This is a genomic window from Rhizobium sp. BK316, from assembly GCF_014193695.1.
Taxonomy (GTDB): domain Bacteria; phylum Pseudomonadota; class Alphaproteobacteria; order Rhizobiales; family Rhizobiaceae; genus Rhizobium.
The window spans coordinates 1,027,487-1,051,581 of the sequence record NZ_JACHZR010000001.1 but is presented as its reverse complement, the minus strand read 5'-3'; the positions used below and the strand labels follow the sequence as shown (position 1 = coordinate 1,051,581).

18 protein-coding genes are annotated in these 24,095 nt (G+C 60.1%); 6 read left to right on the top strand and 12 right to left on the bottom strand.

What is annotated here, in order from left to right:
- The first annotated feature begins 119 nt into the window (after positions 1-119).
- Complete coding sequence (locus FHT87_RS04670; RefSeq protein WP_183799859.1) at positions 120-1,412, top strand: MFS transporter; 1,293 nt, start codon at positions 120-122, stop codon at positions 1,410-1,412.
- A gap of 65 nt (positions 1,413-1,477) precedes the next feature.
- On the opposite strand, the gene FHT87_RS04665 is transcribed toward FHT87_RS04670, so the two are convergent.
- From FHT87_RS04665 to FHT87_RS04645, 5 genes are all read right to left on the bottom strand, one after another.
- Positions 1,478-2,290 carry an inositol monophosphatase gene (locus FHT87_RS04665; RefSeq protein WP_183799856.1) on the bottom strand — a complete coding sequence of 271 codons (813 nt, stop codon included), beginning with the start codon at positions 2,288-2,290 and terminating at the stop codon, positions 1,478-1,480.
- A gap of 20 nt (positions 2,291-2,310) precedes the next feature.
- Positions 2,311-3,351, bottom strand: a complete 1,041-nt coding sequence (locus tag FHT87_RS04660) for a LacI family DNA-binding transcriptional regulator (RefSeq protein ID WP_183799853.1) — start codon at positions 3,349-3,351, stop codon at positions 2,311-2,313.
- Between the two features lie 336 nt (positions 3,352-3,687).
- Positions 3,688-3,993: a hypothetical protein gene (locus tag FHT87_RS04655; protein ID WP_112546130.1), complete on the bottom strand. Its 306-nt coding sequence runs from the start codon at positions 3,991-3,993 to the stop codon at positions 3,688-3,690.
- Positions 3,994-4,183: 190 nt separating this feature from the next.
- Positions 4,184-6,079 carry an ABC transporter ATP-binding protein gene (locus FHT87_RS04650; RefSeq protein WP_183725849.1) on the bottom strand — a complete coding sequence of 632 codons (1,896 nt, stop codon included), beginning with the start codon at positions 6,077-6,079 and terminating at the stop codon, positions 4,184-4,186.
- A 24-nt stretch (positions 6,080-6,103) separates the two neighbouring features.
- A complete protein-coding gene (locus FHT87_RS04645) occupies positions 6,104-8,065 on the bottom strand; it encodes an ABC transporter ATP-binding protein (protein ID WP_183799850.1) in 1,962 nt (653 codons plus the stop codon).
- Between the two features lie 201 nt (positions 8,066-8,266).
- Here FHT87_RS04645 and FHT87_RS04640 point away from each other — a divergent pair, with 201 nt between their 5' ends.
- The 4 genes from FHT87_RS04640 to FHT87_RS04625 all read left to right on the top strand — a co-directional run bounded on the left by FHT87_RS04640 (position 8,267) and on the right by FHT87_RS04625 (position 13,722).
- On the top strand, positions 8,267-9,136 hold the full coding sequence (locus tag FHT87_RS04640) for an aldose 1-epimerase family protein (protein ID WP_183799847.1): 870 nt from the start codon (positions 8,267-8,269) through the stop codon (positions 9,134-9,136).
- 275 nt (positions 9,137-9,411) lie between these two features.
- Positions 9,412-10,818: an FAD/NAD(P)-binding protein gene (locus FHT87_RS04635; protein WP_183725845.1), complete on the top strand. Its 1,407-nt coding sequence runs from the start codon at positions 9,412-9,414 to the stop codon at positions 10,816-10,818.
- Positions 10,819-10,896: 78 nt separating this feature from the next.
- Positions 10,897-12,822 carry a PAS domain-containing sensor histidine kinase gene (locus tag FHT87_RS04630; protein WP_183725843.1) on the top strand — a complete coding sequence of 642 codons (1,926 nt, stop codon included), beginning with the start codon at positions 10,897-10,899 and terminating at the stop codon, positions 12,820-12,822.
- Between the two features lie 123 nt (positions 12,823-12,945).
- Positions 12,946-13,722 carry a hypothetical protein gene (locus FHT87_RS04625; RefSeq protein ID WP_183725842.1) on the top strand — a complete coding sequence of 259 codons (777 nt, stop codon included), beginning with the start codon at positions 12,946-12,948 and terminating at the stop codon, positions 13,720-13,722.
- An 81-nt stretch (positions 13,723-13,803) separates the two neighbouring features.
- On the opposite strand, the gene FHT87_RS04620 is transcribed toward FHT87_RS04625, so the two are convergent.
- Genes FHT87_RS04620 through cyoA form a run of 5 tightly spaced genes read right to left on the bottom strand, consistent with a single transcriptional unit; the run spans position 13,804 to position 18,840 of the window.
- Complete coding sequence (locus FHT87_RS04620; RefSeq protein WP_183799834.1) at positions 13,804-14,562, bottom strand: SURF1 family protein; 759 nt, start codon at positions 14,560-14,562, stop codon at positions 13,804-13,806.
- A gap of 46 nt (positions 14,563-14,608) precedes the next feature.
- Positions 14,609-15,010: a cytochrome o ubiquinol oxidase subunit IV gene (gene cyoD, locus FHT87_RS04615; RefSeq protein WP_183725838.1), complete on the bottom strand. Its 402-nt coding sequence runs from the start codon at positions 15,008-15,010 to the stop codon at positions 14,609-14,611.
- A complete protein-coding gene (gene cyoC, locus FHT87_RS04610; RefSeq protein ID WP_183799831.1) occupies positions 15,007-15,627 on the bottom strand; it encodes a cytochrome o ubiquinol oxidase subunit III in 621 nt (206 codons plus the stop codon). The genes cyoD and cyoC overlap by 4 nt, the downstream gene beginning before the upstream one ends.
- 6 nt (positions 15,628-15,633) lie before the next feature.
- Positions 15,634-17,637 (bottom strand): cytochrome o ubiquinol oxidase subunit I, encoded by a 2,004-nt coding sequence (gene cyoB, locus FHT87_RS04605; RefSeq protein ID WP_183799828.1) that lies wholly within the window; start codon positions 17,635-17,637, stop codon positions 15,634-15,636.
- Between the two features lie 42 nt (positions 17,638-17,679).
- Positions 17,680-18,840, bottom strand: a complete 1,161-nt coding sequence (cyoA, locus tag FHT87_RS04600) for a ubiquinol oxidase subunit II (protein WP_183801015.1) — start codon at positions 18,838-18,840, stop codon at positions 17,680-17,682.
- A 374-nt stretch (positions 18,841-19,214) separates the two neighbouring features.
- Here cyoA and FHT87_RS04595 point away from each other — a divergent pair, with 374 nt between their 5' ends.
- Positions 19,215-20,546 (top strand): MFS transporter, encoded by a 1,332-nt coding sequence (locus FHT87_RS04595; RefSeq protein WP_183725832.1) that lies wholly within the window; start codon positions 19,215-19,217, stop codon positions 20,544-20,546.
- A 77-nt stretch (positions 20,547-20,623) separates the two neighbouring features.
- Here FHT87_RS04595 and FHT87_RS04590 read toward each other — a convergent pair whose 3' ends face one another.
- Together FHT87_RS04590 and FHT87_RS04585 are read right to left on the bottom strand one after the other, a co-directional pair.
- Entirely contained in the window at positions 20,624-21,091 is a 468-nt protein-coding gene (locus tag FHT87_RS04590) for a cyclic nucleotide-binding domain-containing protein (protein ID WP_183725830.1), read from the bottom strand.
- A 96-nt stretch (positions 21,092-21,187) separates the two neighbouring features.
- The gene (locus FHT87_RS04585; protein WP_183725828.1) at positions 21,188-23,902 is read right to left on the bottom strand and encodes an ABC transporter ATP-binding protein; all 2,715 of its coding nucleotides are present in this window, start codon (positions 23,900-23,902) and stop codon (positions 21,188-21,190) included.
- Positions 23,903-24,095 lie beyond the last annotated feature (193 nt).

The following is a 24,095-nucleotide window of genomic DNA, read 5'->3' as shown; positions in this document are numbered from 1 at the left end:
GACTGTCGACATATCGCTTGTCAATGCGGAGGCTTCCCCCAACCGCTCGGTGCGGTTGATAATCTGCGGCATGCGGCTATCTATTGAGGAGAAAAGCAACAACCATTTGGAGAATTTATATGGTCAACGAACAGCAGTTGATCTCGAAGATTACCTGGCGGCTCATGCCATTCCTCGGAATCCTTTACCTCATTGCATATATCGATCGTCAGAACGTCAGCTACGCCAAGCTCGAAATGGTCGATGCGCTCGGCATGAGCGAATATGCCTATGGCCTTGGCGCCTCACTTTTTTTCATCGGCTATTTCCTCTTTGAAGTGCCGAGCAACCTGTTCCTCGACAGATTCGGCGCACGCGTCTGGTTCGCCCGCATCCTTGTCTCCTGGGGCATCGTCACCATCCTGCTCTCCTATACGCAGAACGCGCCGATGTTCTATATCCTGCGCTTCCTGCTCGGGGTCTGCGAGGCGGGCTTCTTTCCCGGCGTCCTCTATCTTTTGACGCTTTGGTTTCCGTCGGCCTATCGCGGCCGCATGGTGGGACTCTTCATGATTTTCAGCGCCCTTGCCAATGCCGTCGGCGCGCCGGTCGGGGGTATGCTGCTCGATCTCGACGGCCTGCTCGGCCATGCAGGATGGCAATGGGTGTTCCTGGCAACCGGCATTCCGGCCGTCATTGCCGGTGTCGTCACCTTCTTCTATCTTTACGACCAGCCCGAAAGTGCAAGTTTCCTCAGTGACGAGGAGAAGGGCTGGCTCGCAAATCGGCTTGCATCCGAAAATTCCGGCATGGACCACAATGCCGAAAACGGCTTCAAGGCGCTCGTCGATCCCCGCGTCCTGTTGATGGCGCTCTGCTACATCGCCTTTCCGCTCGCAGCTTACGGCCTCAGCTACTGGCTGCCGACGATCGTTCGCGCCTTCGGTGTCAGCAACACCATGAACGGCTTCATCAACATCATCCCCTGGGTGCTCGTCGCGATCGCCTTATGGGCGGTGCCGGCTGCCGCTGACCGGGCGAAGGCAAAGACGCCCTATATCGTCATTCCGGCCTTCATCGGTGCTGCCTGCCTGCTTTTGTCCGCACTCGTTTCGAACCACGTGCTGCAATTCGTTTTTCTTTGCATTGCCGCAGCCGGCATCTTCGCGCCGCAGCCCGTCTTCTGGAGCCTGCCCTCGCGCTTCCTGAAGGGGGCGGGGGCGGCGGCCGGTCTTGCCGCCATCAATTCCGTCGGCAATCTCGGCGGCTTCGTTGCCCAGAACGTCGTGCCCTGGATCAAGGATGAAACGGGAAGCATCATTGCACCGATGTTCTTCCTGGCCGCCTGCCTTGCCGCCGGCGCACTGCTGGTCTTTGTCGTCGCGACCATGATGGCGCGCAAGGAGCATGACGCCGTGCCGCGCGGCGCCTGACGACCCTGTAAATCAAAGCCTCGGCACGAAACGTGCCGAGGCTGTTTTCCGCAGGGCGGCGGTCCTTACGCCAATTCATCCTGCAGCGAGCCGCTGACGAGCCGCATGAGATCGTCCTTCACGCCGGGAGCTGCGGCAATGACCGGGCCGCCGGTCAAAAGCGTGCCCTTACCGGGGAAGGCTTCGGTCCAGCCGCCGGCCTCGCGGATCATCAAGAGCCCGGCCATGCAGTCCCAGGCGTTGATATGCGGTTCATAATAGCCGGCGAGCCGACCGCAGGCGACCTGCGCCAGCATGAGCGCACCGGACCCGTTGCGGATGAACATGCCGCCTGTCTCCAGCAGCAGGTGGATGAAGATCGAGACCTGCTTCAGCGGAATGCGGAAATTGGCGCCGACACCGAGAAGCCCGGTGCCGATGCTGGTGGTGTTGTCGACGCTGATGGCCTTGCCGTTCAGAAAGGCGCCGGCGCCTTTCCTCGCCACGAAAAGATCGCCCGATGTCGGCTGGCAGATGAGGCCGAGTACGGTTTCTTTACCCTTCATGACGGCGATCGAGATGCACCACTGGTCGAGGCCGTGCACGAAGCAGCTCGTGCCGTCGATGGGATCGACGACCCAGAGATAACCGGAGGGACCTTCTGCCAGTCCTTCCTCTTCACCGAGCACGCCATCATCGGGGAAGGCGGCGGAAATGCGCTCGCGGATCATTGCTTCCACGGCCTTATCGGCCTGGCTCACAACATCCTGGCCGTTCAGCTTGTGGCCTGTTTCCAGTGACGAGAGATCGGAGAAGTAGGAGAGCGCCTTACCCGCCGCATCAAGGATCACGTCTTTGGCAAGCACGAAGCGGGCATCATCGGGAAATTCGCAATGCATGGGGATCTTTCGGAAAGGAATCAGAGCCTGAAGCTCTGGCGGAAAACGAGCTCAGGAATGACGCGTTCATAGCCTGGCGGCAAGTCCGGATTTCCGAGGCGCCGCTCCATGAGTTCGACGGCGCGCAGTGCCATGACCAGCGGATCCTGACGGAAGGTGGTGAGCTGGTAGCTCAGCCAGGACGCCTCGGGAACATCGTCGAAACCGATGATGGCGACATCTTCGGGAATGCGCAGCTTCGCCTCCTGCCGCACGTAGTCCATCAGTCCAAAAGCGATCTGGTCGTTGGCGCAGTAGACGGCATCGGGGCGCACCTTTTGCGAAAACAGGGCGCGGCCTGCGGTAATGCCGCTCTCATAATCCGAATCCGCGCCGCGGCCGATGAACACTTCTGCGCCCAGACCTTCGGCTGTCGACAGGAAGGCGCTTTCGCGCTCGATAATGCTCGGTGTGCCGGTGTTGGAGCCGGCAACTGCCAGGCGGCGCCGTCCGGCCTCGAAAAAGACTGTCGCCGCCTTGCGGGAGGCTTCCGAATTGCCGGCGCGCACATGGTCGGCATCCGGTTCGGAACGGCCGATGACGATGAGCGGCTGGCCATTGCGCTGGGCAAGCTCGAAGAAGCTTGCCGGCGGCGAGCCCGACAGGATGATGATCGCCTCGGCGCGATGGCCGATCAGCATCTTCTGGGCGGCCAGCAGTTCGTCTTCCGTCTGGCCGGTGTTGATGAGGATCGGAATGCTGCCCCGCTGGATCAGGAATTTGGCGAGCGATGCGACGAGATGGGCGCGGAAGCCGATTTCCGGCTTGGTGGCGACAATGCCGACAAGACGGCTCTGATTGGCCAGCACGCCGCGGGCAAGATCGTTGACGTGGTAGCCGAGTTCCTCAGCCGCCCGCAGCACCTTCTCGCGCGTCGCGGGCGCAACGCTTGCTCCCGGCGTAAAGGTGCGCGATACGGCCGAGCGGGAAACACCAGCAAGCTGCGCCACCTGTTCGGCGCTCACGAAGCGCATTCGTTCCTTCTTCGGTATCTTGCCGTCGTTCACAGGACCATCAGTCATCGTGGGCCGCGCCGGAGCGGCTGGCAATGTTGTGCCGTTTCAGGAATCCGTCCCGGTTCATTTTTCTGCCCGTTGCATAGGTGCAATCATGTCGCACAGCCATGCAATTGCCCGGGACGACAACTAACGGCGGTTCTTTGCAGGCGAATGACAGATGATGATTTTCTGCGTGGCAGGAATGGGTCGCAACTGATGTCGTCGGTCGCTTTTGTCAATTGCCAGAAAAGCATGGCCGGGATTGCAGCTGCAATCCCGGCCGAGGGGGCGAGAGGCAGCGGCGATAACCCGGGGATCAGGTCAACGCCGCTTTAGTGCATCAGGTGATTCTCGAAGCCGCTAATCGCAGACCCGCACGGTTTCAGTATGATAGCCACCGTCATAACGGTTGCGGACGTCACGATCCTCGTACCAGCACCTCGGCGGCGGCGGACCTGCGTCATAATAACGGGGGCCGTCGACATAGCGGGGACCGCTATTGACGATGGCGCCGCCGATCAGGCCACCGACGACACCCGCTGCCAGGCCGCCGGCAATGGCACGGCCAGTATTGTCGTGGTGATGATGATCGCGTGCCGCAGCAGGCTGAATAGCCGAGCCCACGAGGGCCGTCGCAATCAACAGACTGCTAACAATTCTCTTCATAACATTCTCCTTAGTCGCAAATCGCCCCTATCGAACATAAAATGCTCCACGGCGGCGTTTGTTCGTTCAAATCTTGCACCTTTTGAGGCAAGCCCGCCAAGAAACGGCGCGTAGGGCCTCAATTTATATTTTGCACTGAAATCCTCAGCGCGAATTCGGCGGATCAAACGCGCAATCGCAACTGCCGGTATCAGGTCGCCGATTCCGTCACCGTTTCTTCTAGCACGTCCTCGGGAATATCGTCGAAGGAAGCGTAGTTGAGGTTATAGAGCTTCGAGTAAAGCTTGCCGTTTTTCATGAGCTGCTGGTGATTGCCGCTTTCGACGATTTCGCCATTCTGCAGCACGATAATGCGATCGGCTTCCCGGATCGTTGCCAGACGGTGGGCGATGACGAGGCCGGTACGGTTTTCGAGTAGCTTCACGAGCGCCTTCTGGATCAGCATTTCGGTATAGCTGTCGATATTGGCCGTCGCCTCATCGAGCACGAGGATCTTGGCGTCGGCCACCAGTGCGCGGGCAAAGGAGAGAAGCTGGCGCTGGCCGAGCGAGAGATTGCCGCCGCGCTCGCCGAGCATGCTGTCGTAGCCTTGGGGCAAGCGCATGATGAAGTCGTGCGCGCCGACAGCCTTGGCAGCCTCGATCACCTGCTCGCGGGTGGCTTGCCTCTTGTGATAGCGGATGTTTTCGAAAACGGTCCCCGTGAAGAGGAAGGGCTCCTGCAGCACCATGGCGATCTGCTGGCCGAGCGAATCCTGCGTCAACTCGCGGACGTCATGGCCGCCGACGACAACCTGTCCCTGCTGCACTTCGTAAAAGCGGTGGATTAGCGACATGCAGCTCGATTTGCCTGAACCGGTCGGGCCGACAAGGGCGACCGTCTCGCCGGGATTGACCCTGAAGCTCACATGCTTGAGCACCGGATGCTTGGGATTATAGCCGAAGACGACATCGCGGAATTCGACAGAGCCGTCCATGTCGGGCGAGAGCACCTTGGCATCCGGAGCATCCTTGATATCGATCGGCACGTCGAGCACGTCGGTCAGCCGCTGGCCCGAGGCCATGGCGCGCTGCATGACCGAATATTGCAGCGTCAGCGAGCGGATAGGGTCGAAGAAGCGCTGGATGTAGAAGAGGAAGGCGACGAGCACACCGACGTCGAGTGCCTGGTTCAACACACGCGCACCGCCGACGACGATGACGAGCGCCATGGCGATACCTGTCAGCGTATCGACGATCGGCACCATGATCTGTGCGTAACGGGCCGCGGTCAGATGCGTCAGTAGGTTGGCATGCGCCTTGTCATCGTAAAGCGTGAAGTTGACCTCCTGCCGATCCATGCTCTGGACGGCGCGAACGCCATGGATTGCTTCCGCCAGCGCGCCGTTCGCCACCGAGTTCGTCTCATGCGCTGCCATGAAGGATTTGCGGGCGAGCGGCAGCCAGAAGAGGCGGACGACGAAGAGCACCGGCAACACCGACAGCGTCAGCAGGCCAAGCTTGAAGTCGAGATAGAGCATCACGAAGACGATGCCGAAGAGCAGGAAGATATCGCCGACCGAAAGCACACAGGTCTCCAGGAATTCCTGCATCGAGTTGACGTCGCCCTGCAGGCGCGACATCAGCCGGCCGACCTCGGTCTTGTCCATGAAGGAGAGCGACACACGCTGGAGATGGGAGAACATCGCCTTGCGGATATCGAAGAGCACGTTTTCTGCCACGCCGCCGACCAGCGTTTCCTGCCAGTAGCTGGCACCGTAGTTGATGAGGATGGCGATCAGGAAAGCGAGGATCGCCCAGGTCAAAGCCGAGCTGTTGTCGTCTGGCTGCATGCCATGGTCGATAGCGTAGCGGATGATCAGCGGGATCATGAGTTGCATGCCGGTGAAAACCAGTACTGAAATCACCGACAGGATGACATCGCGCCGATAGGGATGCACGAAGGCCCAGATGCGCTTGACGATGTTGGAATCGAAGACCTTGCCGAAGATTTCCTCTTCGACACGCTGCGATCCGACGACCGCCCGCGGAGGACGTCTGCCATCCTCGCGAACGTCCGGACGCTCGGTTTCCAGTTCCTCGGCCATCCTGTTTCCTCCTGCGCCGGTTTCTTACGCGCTCAAAGCGTCGTCGCCCGGTCGCACCTGCAAATCGTAAAGTGCCTTGTATCGTCCGCCGAGCGCCAGGAGCTCGTCATGCGTGCCCTGTTCGACGATGCGGCCGTCCTCGATGAAGAAGATCTTGTCGGCATGCATCAGCGAGCTCAGGCGATGGGCGACGATGATCGTCACGCGGTCGGTGGCATAGCGGCGCATGGCGCTGCGAATGCGCTGCTCGGTTGCCGCATCGATCGCTGCGGTCGAATCGTCGAACACCATCACAGCGGGTTTCAGCATCAGCGCGCGGGCGATCGAAAGCCTCTGCCGCTGGCCGCCGGAGAGCGATACGCCGCGTTCGCCGACGACCGTGCCGTAGCCCGTCGGCAGGCCGAGCACGTAGTTGTGCAGCTGTGCGCTTTCACTGGCGCGCTCGATTCGGCCTTCCTTGGCCCAGGGGTCGCCATAGGCGATGTTGTTTTCGATCGTTGTCGTGAACAGGAAGGAATCCTGCTGCACGACGGCGATGGCACGGCGCAGTGACTGCAGGGTCGCCTTGCGAATATCCTGTCCGTCGATGGTAATCTTGCCGCCGGTCGCATCATAGAAGCGCGGGATCAGGTGCGCGAGCGTCGATTTGCCGCTGCCGGGCGGGCCGACGATGCCGATCGTCTCGCCGCGCTTCGCCTCGAAGCTCACGTCGTGCAGCACTTCGTGCATCGGCGAACTCGGATAGGCGAAGCTGACGCTCTCGAAGCGCAGCGTGCCATCCGTTACCGTCAACTCCTTCGCATCCGGGGCGTCGCGCACGGCGATTTCAAGATCCAGAAGGTCAAAAAGGCGCGTACCGCAGGTCGAAGCGCGGGCGAAGGCGTTGACCATCAGGCCGAGCTGGCGCACCGGCATCTGCAGGATGGTCATGAAAGTCAGGAACGAGGCGAGCGTACCAACGGTGATCTCGCCGGAGTGCACCTTGCCGCCGCCGACCCACAGCACCAGCCCCATGGCCACGAAGAAGGAAAAGGTCATGGCGCTGGTATTGATGACACGGATGCCGACACGCTGGTGGGCAAGTTCCAGCGCATTCTTCGAGGCTTCGTCGAACTTCGACAGTTCGTGGTCCTGGGCCGCAAAAGCGCGCACGACGCGGATGCCGCCGAGATTTTCCTCCATGATGCGCGTCAGCACCGATAGCCGCTGCTGCAGGTCGAGCCAGGTGGCGCGCAGGCGAAGCTGGGTGACGGAAGAGCGCCAGCCGACGAAGGGCACGAAGGAGAGCGCCAGCAGACCAAGCACGACGTCCGTGGTCAGCAGCATGTAGGCGCCGATGCCGATCAGCATGGAAAGCAGGAAGACGCGCACGAGCGCTGTCGAGAAATACATGCGCACGCCTTCGAGATCGAGCAGGCCGACGGTGATGAGGTCGCCCGAATGCACGCTGTCATGGAAGGAGAAGGAGAGGCGCTGGATTTTCTCGTAACAGGCGAGGCGCAGCTCGTAGCCCATATGGTGGCCGACCGCCTCGCTGTAGTAGTTCTGGATCATCGTGAAGATGCCGCGCAGCACGCTGGCGCCGAGCAGGAGCAGCGCCGTCGTCAAAAGCGCGTCCTGCGCCTGCTGTCCGACCGTGCCGCCATGAAGCGCCACCTGCGTATGATCGACGGCCTGGCCGAGGAGGCGGGGGATCAGCAGCTGGAAGGCGGAGGCGATCAGGGTGGCGCCGATGGCAAGACCCGCTTGCCAGGGATGGCGGAAGGCCATGACGGTAATGCGGAACAGTGTGTAGAGGCCCTTGCCCCACCCTGCCGCGGTTGCAAGCGCCATCGAAGCCGAAGGCTTCGTCGCGCGTATGGACGCATCGCTGCTCACGGTATTTTTCCAATAGATGTGTGCTCGGACCGATGGCCCGGAAAGACGGCAAATCCATGAAGGGATTGATAGCGCACCCACATTTGCCGATTCCGACAGGGGGTTCAAGTAAAGAATTCACCAGCTGGTTATTTTTACGTGAGCCTCCCTCGCTTGGGCGGTAACGCTACCGTACTGCTTCACCCGTCACACGCAGCAGCTGCAATTTTCAGCTCGAAAACGAAAACTTGGCAACGCCGTATCGCCAGTGGAAATCCGTTTGCCGGGCATGTATGGTCCGCTCGCCAACCAGCACGAAGAGGGCGTTCGATGTCATCCACGGTCCGGATCGCAAATGAGTTTCTCACCGTCGACATTTCCTCGCTGGGGGCAGAAATGCAGTCGCTGACATCGAGCGACGGGCGCGCCTGGGTCTGGAATGGTGACGCCGCCTTCTGGACCGGCCGTTCGCCGATCCTGTTTCCGATGGTCGGCAAGGCGCCGAACGATATCCTGAAAGTCGATGGTCAGAGCGCGCCGATGGCCCAGCACGGTTTTGCTCGTCGCAGCGAATTTGCGCTGGCATCCTCGTCCGAGACAAGCTGCCGCTACGAGCTTGCCGCTTCAGAGGCAACGAAGGCGGTCTATCCCTTCGATTTCCTGCTGGCCGTCATCCACAGCGTCGAAGGCCGGGTTCTGACCGTTGCTGCCGAAGTCACCAACCGCAACAGCCGCCCGCTGCCTTTCGGCCTCGGTTTTCATACGGCCTTTCTCTGGCCGCTGCCGGGTGCTGCAAAGAGGTCGCATACCATTACACTGGACAATGGTGCCGAGCCGGCGCTGCTGAGGCTTGAAGGAGGGCTGATCTCGCCGAAGAAACTTGCCTCGCCCTTCAGGGCCGGCAGCCTGGTGCTCGACCATTCGATGTTCGAGCAGGATGCGATGATCTTCCCCGAAGGTGCAGGCTTCGGTCTGCGTTATGAGGCCGAAGGCGGCCCGGCCATGCATTTCAGCTTCGAGAACCTGCCGAATCTGGCGCTCTGGACCAAGCCCGGCGCTCCCTTCCTCTGCATCGAGCCCTGGCACGGAACGGCCGCCGAAAATGGCGGTTCGGACGATCTGGAGGGGCGCCCCTATACGAAGATGCTTGCTGCGGGCCAAACGGCGCGCTTTTCCTTCACCGCCGAAATCCTCGCTTAGGCCGGACTCATTTTCCGTTTCGAATCAGGGTGTTGGGCAGGTGGTAAAATAAACTTCTTGCCACCTTGTGCTTTTCGCGCTTTCATACACGACTAGTTTGATAGACTATGAGGCGGGGTGAGGGTGTCTTCTCCAGCCTGTAATGGTTCCGGACGGAACCCGATTTAGCGGCGAATGTTTTGCATGGCCGCATGAACCTGCCAACGCAGAGCTTCAGATGTTCTGCGTTGAAACCTCGATCGAGACACGTGCGGATGAGCCGCAAGGGAGTTGAGATGACGGTTCAGGGACTTTTTTCCGGGAAAGCGACTGCGGCGGCGCAAATTTCCGCCGTGCCGCGCATTGCGATCGTCGGCCGTGGTTTTTCCGGCATGATGATGGCGGTAGCGCTGATGCGCACCGTGCGCACGCCGTTCCACCTCCAGCTTTTCGATCCGAACTCCACAGTCAACGGCGGTCAGGCTCTCTCCTCGGCGCGGTCATCCACCATTCTCAATACGCGCGTTCGTGACCTCTCCGTCTCGCTCGGCGATCCCGACGATTTCAACGACTGGCTCTGTAGCAATGCCGAGTTCCGCGCCGCCGTGCCGGCCGCGATTCCAGGCTTCCGGCAGATTTTCGTGCCGAGGGAAATCTTCAGCGATTATGTCTACCAGCGCTTTTCCGAAGCGCTCGCCGCCCGTCGGGATATCACCGTCCAGGTCTGTCGCGATCCGGTCGTGGCAATCCGCAGGAGCCATGGCAACCGCTTCCTGCTCGAAAGCGCCAATCCTGCCAATCCGCTTTTCGATACCGTTATCCTCGCGACCGGCTACGGCCTGCCTCGATCGGAAGCCGAAGAGCAGGAGGTTTCACCGGTCAGGGCGCAACGCCTCGTTGCCCGTCCTCATACGGTGCTTCTCGGCAGCGGCATTCGCGTCGTGGACCAGCTGCTGCAGCTTCGCGACGCCGGTTATGCCGGGCAGGTAACTATCATTTCGCGGCACGGTTTCCTGCCGCAGAGCCACACGCCGAATTCCGCAGATCCGGTCTTCCCGGCCGAGGCGCTACCGCAAGGCCTGCCGGACATCGTCCGCTTCATCCGCCAGGCCTGCCGTGAGGCGGAAGAGGAGGGGCGGAGCTGGCAGTCGGTCATGAACGGTCTTCGCAGGCACGCCCGTTCGCTCTGGCGTTCGTTGCCGGCGCGCGAGAAGCGTCAGTTCAACAGGCATCTGCGGGCCATCTATGACAGCCACCGCAACCGCTTGCCCGAGACCATGCATCTGCGCCTCAAGCGGGAGCTTGCCGAGGGCCGCACGGTGCTCAGGCGCGGCCGCGCCGGGCGCCGGGGCCTCAGCGGCCTGTTCTTCACGCCGGCCGGTTCGTCCAGCGAAGAGATCATCCATGCCGAACGCATCATCGATTGCCGTTGTCATGCGCCGGATCTTTCCGCTCCTCTGATTCAGAGCTTGCTTGCGGCGCGTCTCGCCATGCCTGACGAGCTTGCGCTTGGCCTGGCGGTCAATGCCCGCGGCGAACCGTTCCTGGACGACGGCTCGTCGATCGATGGACTTTTTGCCGTCGGTCCGCTCGGTCTCGGCAGTCTGCCGGACATCGATCTCGTGCCTGAGATCGTCACCCAGGCCTATTCGGCGTCAGAACGTATTGCGGAACGCTTCTATCCGCAGAGCCAAGCCGTCTGAGGTAATTCGCAGCCCTTCTCTGGAACCATCCCCGCGAACCAGCGTTATAATGCGCTGGTGAATCGTTTAGAGGGGCAGATGGAAGCCTTGAATCGATATGATACGTCTCTTGAAGACGAGGGGCGTTTCCGGGTGCTCGTCGATGCGATTACCGACTATGCGATCTACATGCTAAGCCCCGAAGGTCTTGTGGCGAGCTGGAATTCCGGCGCCCAGCGTTTCAAGGGGTATCGCGCTTCCGAAATCCTCGGCCAGCATTTTTCTTGTTTCTACCTTGATGCTGACAGAGAGGCCGGTCTGCCCGCCAGGGCGCTTAAAATTGCCGCGGCGGAAGGACGCTTCGAGGGGGAAGGCTGGTGCCAGCGCAAGGATGGCACGCGCTTCTGGGCACATGTCATCATCGATCCGATCCGCCACGCCTCCGGCGAGTTGATGGGTTTTGCCAAGATCACCCGCGACCTGACGGAGCGCAAGGAGGCCGAGAACGCGTTGAAGCGCAGCGAAGAGCAGTTTCGCCTTCTCGTTCAGGGCGTCTCCGATTATGCGATCTACATGCTTGATCTCGAAGGCAACGTGACGAGCTGGAATTCCGGCGCTGAACGCATCAAGGGTTACAGGTCGGAAGAGATCATTGGCCGACACTTTTCCACTTTCTATACGGACGAAGATCGCCTTAACGGATTGCCCCAGCAGGCACTGGCCATCGCCAGCCGCGACGGACGGTTCGAAAAGGAAGGCTGGCGCCAGCGCAAGGATGGCTCCCGCTTCTGGGCCAGTATCGTGATCGACGCGATCAGAGACGATTTCGGCGAGATTATCGGTTTTGCCAAGATTACTCGCGACATCACTGAGAAGCTGGAAACGCAACGTGCGCTGGAGCGGACCCGCGAAGAACTTTTCCAGGCGCAGAAGATGGAAGCGATCGGCCAGTTGACCGGCGGTATCGCGCACGACTTCAACAATCTGCTGATGGCGGTGTTGGGCAGCCTCGAAATCCTCAAGAAGCGCATGCGGCAGGACCCAGCTCTGTCGCCGCTTGTCGACAATGCCATGCTCGGCGCCCAGCGCGGCGCGGCACTGACCCAGCGCATGCTCGCCTTTTCCCGCCGTCAGGAGTTGCAGGTGGAGACGATTGATGTTTGCGAGCTCTTGCGCGGTATGATGGACATGGTTTCGCGTTCCCTCGGCCCGATCGCCTCGCTTGAAACCGAATTTCCCGAGAGCCTGCCGGCGATCGCCACCGATCCGAACCAGCTCGAGACGGCCGTGCTCAACCTCGTCGTCAATGCCCGCGACGCCATGCCCGATGGCGGCCGTATCAGGATCAACGCTTCAGAAGAGGTCGTGTCGGAGGATGGCAATCTGCCGCCCGGTCATTATATTCGTGTCGCCGTCAGCGATGACGGTGAAGGTATGGACGAAGAGACGCTGAAGCAGGCCACCACGCCCTTCTTCACCACCAAGGGTGTCGGCAAGGGCACAGGGCTCGGTCTTTCCATGGTGCAGGGTCTTGCCGGCCAGTCTGGCGGCAGGCTTGTTCTGAAAAGCCGACTCGGGGAGGGAACGACGGCCGAGTTGTGGTTCCCGGTCGCGCAAGCCGAATGCGTGGTCGAACAGCCTGAACAATCCTTGCCCGAGACCTTAATCAGTTCGCGACCGCTGCGCATTCTTGCCGTCGATGACGACGGGCTGGTCTTGATGAATACGGCCCTCATGCTGGAAGATCTCGGTCACACCGTATTCGAGGCGACCGCCGGCGCCGATGCGCTCGATATTCTTCGCCACGAAGAGGTCGATCTCGTCATTTCCGATCATGCCATGCCGCGCATGACTGGTTCGCAACTGGCACTCGCAATCCGGACCGAATGGCCTGATATGCCCGTCATCCTTGCGACCGGCTTTGCCGAGATTCCCGAAGGCGTCGGTATCATTGACGTGCCGCGCCTCGGCAAACCCTTTTCACAGGCCCAGCTTGCCGAAGCGATCGGGCGGGCAATCGTTTAATGCGGAGAGGCTTCTGGTTTCGAGGAGCCTTCCGTGATCCACACGTAGCCGGCGAGCACAAGTTACACGCAAGAGTTTTAATATATTGAAGCCCGGCATTTGCACCAATGTGGGGGATTTTCAATGACGACTATTGTGCCAACATCCTATTACAGCACTCGCCATAGCAGTTACGACAAGGCAAATTCGACGACATCTGGAGAGGTCTATTCCGGTATTTCCAGCGGGCGGGAATCCACGACGGAGACGACCGGCTCGCGTCAATCGGACGAGCCTATTGATCCCCGTCCGTCCGTGGCGACCGTCAAGTTCATGGGGCAGGTGATCACCGTGACTAAACTTGCCGTCGATCTCAAGCCGATCAACATCTCCGAACTGCCCGAAGATGAATATCAGTCCTTTATTGAAGGAGAGGCGGCGAGGATTGTGGCCAACAGACAATACCTGGAAAGGCAGTACACGCATTTCCCCGAGCCGCCGGATCTGTCGAACTATCCCGGCAACAAGCCCTATGCGACGGTATCCATCGGTGGACGGGTCGTGGCAACGATTTTCAATGACGGCGGGGTACAGACAAACGATAACGCATTGGGGTTGAAGCTGAGGGACGTCCTGAAGGGCAGTGTCAATGGGACGAACGGACCGGACCTCGCTCAAGACAGGGCGGACCAGATCGCCGCTATGCTCGGCGGCAAGATCTCGAAATCGAGAACGGCTCTCACACAGATCCAATATGCCGCGCTGCCACCGATCGTCACCGAACCACCGACAGTGGACTACCAGGCGATGATGGGCGATCCGCTCTATGCGCAGCTTCAGAGGCAGGCCGACAAGCTCGAAACGTGGAAACAGCAGAGAGAGATATTCCTGTCCCAACAGCAAGCCACGATTCAGGAGTGACGAGGGACGGCGAGAACGGGTTGTGACGTTCTCGCCTTTATCATGAAAGTCGGGAAGCCTGCCGTCCCGGCCGGTGATCACTTACCTTCCCCGGCGTATCCTGATCTCGTTTCGCAGGATATAGACGAGCAGCCCCGCCACCATGATTGCCAGCACATACCAGGTGATCGCATAGACAAGGTGGTTGTTCGGGAAGTCGAGAACCGTCAACCCTCCGACGGGCAAGCCGCCGGCGTTGGGCGTCGCGTCCGCGTCGATGAAAAACGGCGCGACATCTGCGATGTCCCGCTTTTCGGCAATGGCTGGGACATCGCGCGAATACCAGCGGTCGGCTATCGGATCGTTGGAGCGCAGCAGCATGCCTTTCGGCTCGCTCATGCGCATCAGCCCGGTGACGCTTGCGGGTTTGGCAATCCAGCTCTCCGGCCGTGAAGCCGGATCGCGGCGGTCGGCCGGCACGAAGCCACGATTGATGAGAATCGCGCTACCATCCGCAAGCCGAAGCGGCGTCAGTACCCAGTAGCCTGCGCCGAGCGCGGTGGATGCGGTAACCAGCGTCTCCTTGTCGTTTTCGAAGGCGCCTGTTGCCGCCACTCGCCGATATTCGTCATCGGCGGCGTTGATCTTGCCCCAGTCGGCGCGAGCTGGCGGGACGACGGGCTCGGCGTGGACGCGCGCATCGACGCGGGCGATCAGATCGAGTTTCCAGGAGAGCCGGTAGACTTGCCAGGTGCCGAGCGCGATCAAGGCAGCGACGAGGGCCAGAAGGCCGAGCCCAAGGATCGCAAGTGTAACGGCCGAACGCGGCCTGTCCTGTTGGTCGGAAGAGATATCGGTCATGAGTAAACCGCAACGGGCGGCCTTGCCGCCGCCCGTTCCCCAGCCGTTACGGCATGTTCTTCATCATTTCAGGGCTCATCGGCATCATGTTCGTATTCAGGTGATACATGACCCAGAGCGAACCCGACAGCGCGATCGCGACGATGATGATCGTGAAGATCAGCGCCATGATCGTCCAGCCGCCTTCCGACTTCGTATTCATGTGCAGGAAGAAGATCATGTGAACGACGATCTGCACGGCGGCGAGCGCCATCACCAGGATGGCGGTGACAATGTGACTTTCGAAGACGCCTGCCATGACCAACCAGAAGGGAATGGCGGTCAGGATGACGGACAGAATGAAGCCCGTCACGTAGCTCTTGAATGTGCCGTGACCGGCCTGATGCCCGTGACTATGGCCGTGGTGAGCCTCGTGGGCATCCTCATGTGCGGGTGCTTGCGAACTCATCCAAGAACTCCCATCAGGTAAACGAAGGAAAAGACGCCGATCCAGACGACGTCAAGGAAGTGCCAGAACATCGAAAGGCACATCAGACGCCGGCGGTTGGCTTCGATCAGACCGTGCATGGATACCTGCACCATCAGCGTGACCAGCCAGATGAGGCCGAAGGTGACGTGCAGACCGTGTGTGCCGACCAGCGTAAAGAAGGATGACAGGAAGGCACTGCGCTGCGGTCCTGCGCCCTCATGGATGAGGTTCACGAACTCATAGAGTTCGAGGCCGATGAAGGCTGCGCCGAAGAGGCCGGTCACGGCCAGCCAGAACAGCGTTTCCGCCTTTGCGTTGCGCTCCATCTGCAGCATCGCAAACCCGTAGGTGATGGAGGAGAGGAGCAGCATCGACGTGTTGATGGCGACCAGCCTCAGATCGAAGAGATCGGCCGGCGACGGGCCGGCCGCATAGCTGCGACCGAGCACGGCATGGGTGGCAAACAGCACCGAGAAGATCAGGCAGTCGCTCATCAGATAGAGCCAGAAGCCCAGATTGGTGCTGTTCTCCGGATGATGGTCTTCCGTGAGGTAGAATTCAGGCTTTTCGGCCGTGTCGATAGTGTGATCGCTCATGGTCTCTTACACCTGCTCGGCAAGCAGCCTGGTGCGCTTGCCTTCCGTTTCGGTGACTTCATCCGCAGGGATGTAGAAGTCACGCTTGTAGTTGAACGTATGGCGGATCGCGACGATGAACATGGCAACGGCCGAGACGACCACCAGCCACCACATGTACCAGATCAGGCCGAAGGCGAGCGCCACGCTGATGGCGGACAGAATCGCGCCGGCGCCGGTATTCTTCGGCATGTGGATCGGCTTGAAGCCGCCGAGCGGACGCTCATAGCCGCGGTTCTTCATGTCGTACCAGCTGTCGTGATCATGCACGACCGGCGTGAAGGCGAAATTGTAGTCCGGCGGCGGCGAGGAGGTCGACCATTCCAGCGTGCGGCCGTCCCACGGATCGCCGCTGTCGTCGCGCAGCTCTTCGCGCTTCCTGAAGGAGACGACGATCTGGATCAGGAAGGACGCGATGCCAAGCGCGATCAGGCCGACGCCGAAGGCGGCGATGATGAACCAGATCTGCAGCGATGGATCGTCGAACTGACTCATGCGGCGGGTGACACCCATCAGGCCGAGCACGTAGAGCGGCATGAAGGCGAACCAGAAGCCGATCTGCCAGAACCAGAAGCTCATCTTGCCCCAGAAGGGGTCGAGCTTGAAGCCGAAGGCCTTTGGGAACCAGTAGTTCACACCGGCGAACATGCCGAAGAGAACGCCGCCGATGATCACGTTATGGAAGTGCGCGATCAGAAACAGCGAGTTGTGCAGCACGAAGTCGGCAGGCGGAACGGCAAGCATGACGCCGGTCATGCCGCCGATGACGAAAGTCACCATGAAGCCGACCGTCCACAGCATCGGCACCTCGTAGCGGATGCGGCCGCGATACATGGTGAAGAGCCAGTTGAACATCTTCGCCCCCGTCGGGATCGAGATGATCATCGTGGTGATGCCGAAGAAGGAGTTGACGGAAGCGCCCGAACCCATCGTGAAGAAGTGATGCAGCCACACGAGATAGGAAAGGATCATGATCACGCAGGTGGCGTAGACCATCGAGGCGTAACCGAAGAGGCGCTTGCCGGAGAAGGTCGCAACCACTTCCGAGAAGATGCCGAAGGCCGGCAGAACCAGGATATAGACTTCCGGGTGGCCCCAGATCCAGATGAGGTTGACATACATCATCGGATTGCCGCCGAGGTCGTTCGTGAAGAAGTTCGTTCCGGCATAGCGGTCGAGCGACAGGAGGGCGAGCGTCGCGGTCAGGATCGGGAAGGAAGCGACGATCAGGATATTGGTGCAGAGTGCCGTCCAGGTAAAAACCGGCATTTTCATGAAGGTCATGCCCGGCGCGCGCATCTTCACGATGGTCGCGATCAGGTTGATGCCTGACAGTGTCGTGCCGACACCGGCGACCTGCAGGCCCCAGATATAATAGTCGACGCCGACGCCTGGACTATAGGCGGCACCCGAGAGCGGCGGATAGGCGAGCCAGCCGGTCTGCGCAAATTCGCCGATGAAAAGCGAAATCATGATGATGATGGCGCCTGCCGTCGTCATCCAGAACGAGAAGTTATTGAGGAACGGGAAGGAGACGTCGCGCGCACCGATCTGCAGCGGCACCACGAAGTTCATGAGGCCGGTGACGAAGGGCATCGCCACGAAGAAGATCATGATGACGCCGTGGGCGGTGAAGATCTGGTCGTAGTGATGCGGTGGCAGGGGGCCTTCAATGCCGTTGAAGGCAACTGCCTGCTGTACGCGCATCAGGATGGCATCCGAAAAGCCGCGCAACAGCATGATGACGGCGAGGATGACGTACATGATGCCGATCTTCTTGTGATCGACGCTGCAGATCCAGTCGTTCCAGAGCGAACCCCAGAACTTGAAATAGGTGATAATGCCCAGCACCGCGATGGCGCCGATGACGACGCCGATGAAGGTCACGACCAGGATCGGCTCGTGATACGGGATCGCGTCGAGGGTCAACCGGCCGAAGATGAACTTCAGGAGGTCAGGATTGGAAAACATGGAACAACCCGTTCATTATGTCTTGCGACGCAAAGCGCCAGGTTAATTGTTGTTGAGCTGCGCCGGCGCCGGATCGCCGCCATTGCTATTGCCGGGCATGGAATGGCCATCATGCTGCATGTCCATCCCGGGCATGTTGTGCATGCTGCTGCCATCGGTGCTTCCGGCAGGCTCGCTGCGTGCAGGAGCGCCCGTTGCGGGCACGGTTGCCGCAGGTGCGACAATGCCTTCGTCCGCATGGCGGTTGTCGTAGGTCAGCTTTTCGCGGTTTTCTTCGCTTTCCTTGCCACCGCCGCCCATCATGTCGATATGCATCATCTCACTCGCGCACATTTTGCCGGGCGTGGCGCACATGTTGAGGATCGCGTCGTAGAGATCGGCATCGGCGCCGGCATAATAGCGCACCGGCTCCTTCTCGCTCGGCTTTTCGAGCTTCAGATAGGCGTCGCGGTTGAGCATCGTGCCGCGCTGCTTGACCTGCGCCACCCAGGCATCGAAGCCCTGCTGGTTCAGGCCGTGGAACTTGAAGCGCATATTCGAGAAGCCTGCGCCGCTGTAATTGGCGGAGAAGCCTTCATACTCGCCTTCCTTATTGATGACGGCGTGCAGTCTCGTCTGCATGCCGGGCATGGCGTAGACCTGACCGGCAAGGGCGGGGATGAAGAAGGAGTTCATCACCGAGGAGGCGGTGATCTTGAAGCTGATCGGCACGTCGACGGGAGCTGCGAGCTCATTGACCGTCGCAATGCCGAGGTCGGGATAGAAGAACAGCCATTTCCAGTCGAGCGCCACGACCTCGACGGTCAGCGGCTTGGTATCTGCCGGAATGGCACGGTCCGCATCGATACGGTCGAGTGGGCGGTAAGGATCGAGCTTGTGCGTGGAAATCCAGGTGACGGCGCCAAGCGCAATAATGATGGCGAGCGGTGCTGCCCAGATCACGATTTCGAGGCGGGTCGAATGGTGCCATTCGGGCGCGTAGCTCGCGGCCGTGTTGGAGCGCCGGTAGCGCCAGGCGAAAAGCAGCGTGAGGAAGATCACCGGAATGATGATCAGCAGCATCAGCACCGTGGAGACGATGATGAGGTCGCGCTGTTGGATGGCGATATCGCCTGAAGGCGACATGACCACCATGTTGCATCCTGCCAAAAAAAACAGCGGCAAGACTAATAGAAGGCGGGAAAACTTTGGCAGTTTTTGCACGTCTCTAAGCTCTTTTTGTTTCGTTCGATTGCCGACTAAAGCACTGGCACGATGAGCGATATGAGGTCTTTGGTCGCAGTGCAACATGCATTTTGCATCGCGGGAGAAGTCAGCGTCCACAACGCCGCGAAATCCTGATGAAAACGGGAAGGAATTTTTCCGGCGCCGATTTTTGTATATCCGAAATACAAGACTTTGCCCAATAAAACTCTGGAATAGGTCGGGATAGGTATCACGCGATTTTTCCATCGCATTGATTTTTGAGAACTTCGCGTAACTATTTGGGCAATCGGGACTTGATAAGCTGCAAAGATGGAACAAGATCAGTTTGGGGCGCTTTGCAAAAAGCACCTTGAACGAGGGAGGCGTTTCATATGGCTACTGCCACACATTTAGGACCATCATCTTCATCGCTGGAACGGGATGCGCGGCGCATTCACGATGACAAGCCGGTTTCGCCCGGCAGCATCGCGGTCGGCGTGGTGATCGGTCGCATGTCTGAGTTTTTCGATTTCTTCGTTTACGGCCTTGCATCCGTACTCGTCTTTCCACAACTCGTCTTTCCCTTCGCGCCGGACAGGCTGACGGGCACGCTCTATTCCTTTGCTATCTTCTCGCTCGCCTTCCTTGCCCGCCCCGTCGGCTCGGTCGTCTTCATGACGATCGATCGTCTGTACGGGCGCGGCACGAAGCTCACCATCGCGCTCTTCCTGCTCGGCGGTTCGACGGCATCGATCGCCTTCCTGCCGGGCTATGACGAGATCGGCTACTGGTCGATTGCGCTGCTGGCCCTCTTTCGCCTTGGCCAGGGCTTTGCGCTTGGTGGAGCTTGGGATGGCCTTGCCTCGCTGCTTGCTCTCAATGCGCCGCCGAATCACCGTGGCTGGTATGCGATGATCCCGCAGCTCGGCGCACCGATCGGTTTTGCGCTGGCGAGCATCCTGTTCGGTTACTTCGTCGCCAATCTTTCCCCGGAAGACTTCCTCTCATGGGGCTGGCGTTATCCGTTCTTCGTCGCCTTCGCGATCAACGTCGTCGCGCTCTTTGCCCGCCTTCGTCTCGTCATGACCAAGGATTTCGGCACGCTCTTGGAGCAGCATGAGCTTGAAGCAGCACCGATCCTCGACGTGCTGCGCGTCCACGGCCGCGATATTCTGATCGGCGCTTTCGTGCCGCTGGCAAGCTTCGCTATGTTCCACCTCGTCACCATCTTCCCGCTCGGCTGGGTGAGCCTTCACAGCGATCGGCCGATCGGTGCCTTCATGGTGGTACAGGTTATCGGTGCCATCGTCGGCGTCGTCGCCATCATTGCCTCGGGCATGATCGCGGACCGCATCGGCCGCCGCGCGCAGCTGGCGATCTGTGCCGTCCTGATCGCAATCTTCAGCTTCATCGGACCGCTGCTGATCGGTGCCGATAATACCGGGCATGATGCCTACGTCATTATCGGCTTTGCCGTACTCGGCCTTTCCTTCGGTCAGGCGACCGGCTCGATCTCGTCGCGCTTCGGCCGTGGTTATCGCTATACAGGAGCGGCGTTCACCTCCGACCTTGCTTGGTTGGTCGGCGCCGGTTTTGCGCCGCTGGTGGCGCTCAGCCTGTCGAGCCAGTTCGGCCTGGCCTTCGTCGGATACTACCTGCTCTCGGGCGCGATCTGCACGCTGGCGGCTCTCGCCTTCAGCAGGGCGCTGGAACAGCGCGAATAGTGCGCATAGAGGTATAACGAAAAGGCTCGCTTGGGAAACCCGGCAGGCCTTTTTGTTTGGGGCGCCTATTTCGGGCTTTACTGCGCCATCTGCGGCTGCTTGGCAGCGCGCGCGGCGGTCAGTTCGGCGGTCGTATGGTTGAGACGGTCGGCGAGCACGCGCATGATCTCCACGGCCATTTCCGGGAAATCGCTCAGAAGCTTGAGGAAATGTTCCTTGCTGATGCGCAGGACTTCGAGTGGTGAGGTGGCGCGCACGGTCGCGGTACGCGAGACGTCGCAGAGAATGGCGATTTCGCCGACGATGGAATTGACCTCGACATCGGCGACCTTGATCTCACCGGCAGGCGAGGAAACGATGATATCGGCCGTGCCGGACAGAACGACATAGGCGGCGTCGCCGACATCGCCCTGGCGGAACAGGTTCTGGCCGGCGTGGTAGGTCATGCGATCGGAGGTGAAGGCCAAGAGCTTGAGTTTCGCTGGTGCGATCCTCGAGAAGATCGGCACCCGCCGCAGCATTTCGACTTCATCTCTCAACAGCATGAGCGTTACAACCCCCTGCCGCATGGTCCTTGATCATGCGCTAAAAACCAATTCCAAGCGCCTTGCGGGCGCCGTCTCTGCCGCCCCAATAGAATATTACGATAACAGTTCCTTGAACATCCCGTTTTTCTCGGAAAGTTCCGGATAGTTGCCCACCTCGGCAAGATCGCCGCGATCGAAGAGCAGAATTCGATCGAAGATTTCCGCAAGCTTGGCGTTGGACAGCACCCAGATGATCGCCGGACGCTTGCCTTCCTCATGCAGGCCTTCGATGACGTTGTGGGTGATCTGATCCTGGATGCGCTGATCGAGCGCCGGGATCGGCCGGTTGAAGATGAAGTAGTCGGAGCGCTTGAGCAGGGCGCGGGCGAGATTGAGCTTCTGCCGCTGCACCCCAGTCAGGCGCTTGCCGCCGGAGCCGACATCAAATTCGAGCCCGATCGACAATACGTCGTCGTAGAGATCGAGCGCATCGAAAAGTTCACCCATGATGAGACGAATGCGGTCGGAGGCATCGGCCTGCTGATAGGCGATGCGGCCGAAGAGCACATTGTCCATCAGGCTTGCGGAAGCCGTGAAGCGGTTGATGTCATAACGCTCGATCAGCTCGGCGAGATCGTCGGGGATGTTCTGGTGGAACTGTTTGCGGGCGCTAACGATCTTGTCCATCAGCGCCTGGGTCAAGAGGCCGAAGCGGTGCCGTGGTTCGATATAGGCGAAGCTCAGGCGGATGATGCTGGCCCGGTCTTCCGGCGTCGCATCCTCGAAGCGCTTGCCCTGCAGCTTCTGCAGCAGCGCCTGATAGGTCGGGATATCATCCGCCGTCATGAAGGTGAGCTGCTGGAAGAAGGGGTGGTCCGGCGGCAGGTCGTGGAAGAGTTCCACCGCGTTCTCGGCAATCTCCAGGCCCATCGCATAGAGGTCGGTGCTGAGCCCGGTATCGCGGAAGAGCTGCTGGAAATAGGGGTGGCCGGCAAGCCGACGATTGTTCATCAGCGGCCGCTTCATCGTGCCGAAGAGCAGGTTCTCGCCGACGGTTGCCTGTGTATTGTAAGTGTCGAAATCGAAGGGCACGACGATGGCGTCGAGGTTTTCGCTGGCAAGCCGCTCGCGCAGCGACGTCCTGAGTTCGACGATATGGCTGCCGAGCGCAGTATGAACCTCGGTATTGACGGTGGATCGCAATGCCAGATCCAGAATGTCCTGCGACATCATGACGGCGTCGAGCACCGGCCGGATCGCCTTCAGCAGGTCTTCCGGGCCGTTCGCGCCGGCTGCCTTGTAGTCAACCCAGTCGCTGTTGAGATCGAGTGTCGGATTGCCGGCCTTCTGCGATTCCGCGACATGCCACTTATATTCCTGCGCGGCCTTGCCGTCATACTCGGGTTCCCTCATCGGCGCATGCTTAAGGCCGTAGAGCAGATTGTCGCGTAGCGTGCCGTGGAAGAAATAGCTGTCGGCGGAGGCATAGGAGATGCGCCGGCCGGTAATCGATTCCGGCAGATCCAGCAGATCCTGTCCGTCGATGGTGATACGGCCGGAATCCGGCCAAACGAGCCGGCCAAGCGCTTCGGCGAAGGCTTCCGCGCCGCTGCCGTTCGGTCCGACGATCGCAACCGTCTCGTTGGGCTTGATCTCGACCGAGACATGGTCGACGAGGCGTGCGCCGCTGTCGTCGCTGACGGAGAGGTTTGTGACGACGAAGGCGCTCGTCAGCGGCGTCACCGGCGTCGTGGCCAGCTCCTGGATGCGGCTTTCGATCAGCGGCTCGATATTGAACTGCTCGTAGACCTGCGCATATTTGACCTGCACGTCCTGGCGCATCTGGTCCCAGTCGATCAGCTCCTTCAGCGGGCCGGGCAGGTCCTTGTAGGCGGAAATGACGGCGACGAGCTGACCGATGTCGAGCCGGCCCTGCAGCGCCAGATAACCGCCGATCGCATAGAATAGGAAGGGCGTGACCTGGGCGAGGAAGTTGTTGATGAACTTGACCAGAAACTTCCACTGATAAAGGTCGTAGCGGATCGAGAAGATGCGGCCGAGGCGGGTGGCGATATCGGCGCGCTCGAAGTTGGAGGTATCGTTGCCATGGATCGTGCCGATGCCGTCGACGATCTCGCCGACGCGGCCGGAAAGTTCGCGGGCGGTCAGCTGGCGCTGACGGCCGAGTTCCAGCAGGCGCTTGCGCATGCGGGGGATGACCACCGCCTGCACGCCGACGATGGCAGCCGCGATCATGCCGAGCCAGAAATTCTGGATGATGATGAAGGCAAGGGCGGTGATCGCCTGGCCGCCGAGCAGGGCGGGTGAGACGAAGGCGTCGCCTGTGAAGCCACCCATCGGCTCCACCTCATCCTTGATCATGGTGGCGATTTCGGCGGATTTCACCCGCTTGAAATGGGCGGGCGGGAAACGCAGCACGCGATCGATGAGTTCGAAGCGGATGCGGCGCAACATGCGCTCGCCGAGCCGGCCCTTGTAGGTGTTGATGTAGAACTTGAAGAGGCCGTTCAGCACGACCAGCGCCAGGAAGACGAGGCTCAGTGCCATCAGCATCTGGAAGCGGTTGAGCTCCAGGCCCTTGAAGAATTCGACATGCCCGATCAGCGGGATGTCGTAAGCGATGTGCATGAAGGTCTGTCTTGCGCCCGGCCCTTCGAAGCCGTCACCCTGAATAGGTCCGTTGACGATCTGCTTCGGCAGGTCGAAGGACAGGAAGTAAGGCACCATGGAGGCTGCGACGACCAGCAGAATCCAGAGCTGCTGCAGCCGCGTATTCTTCCAGATATAACGCGCGAGGCTTTTTTCCATGGCTAACCGTCAGACTGTGGGGAAAGTCCGTGCAGTGATCCTGATGCTGAAGAAGAGGGAATCTCCGAGTACAGGACCATGCAGTCAGACCGCCGATATCGCAACGAAAACAAGGCGGAGCGGACTGATGTCGAAACGCCGATTCTCGCCGGAAATTTTCTTATATCACATGAATTTTGGAATAGGCGAGGGT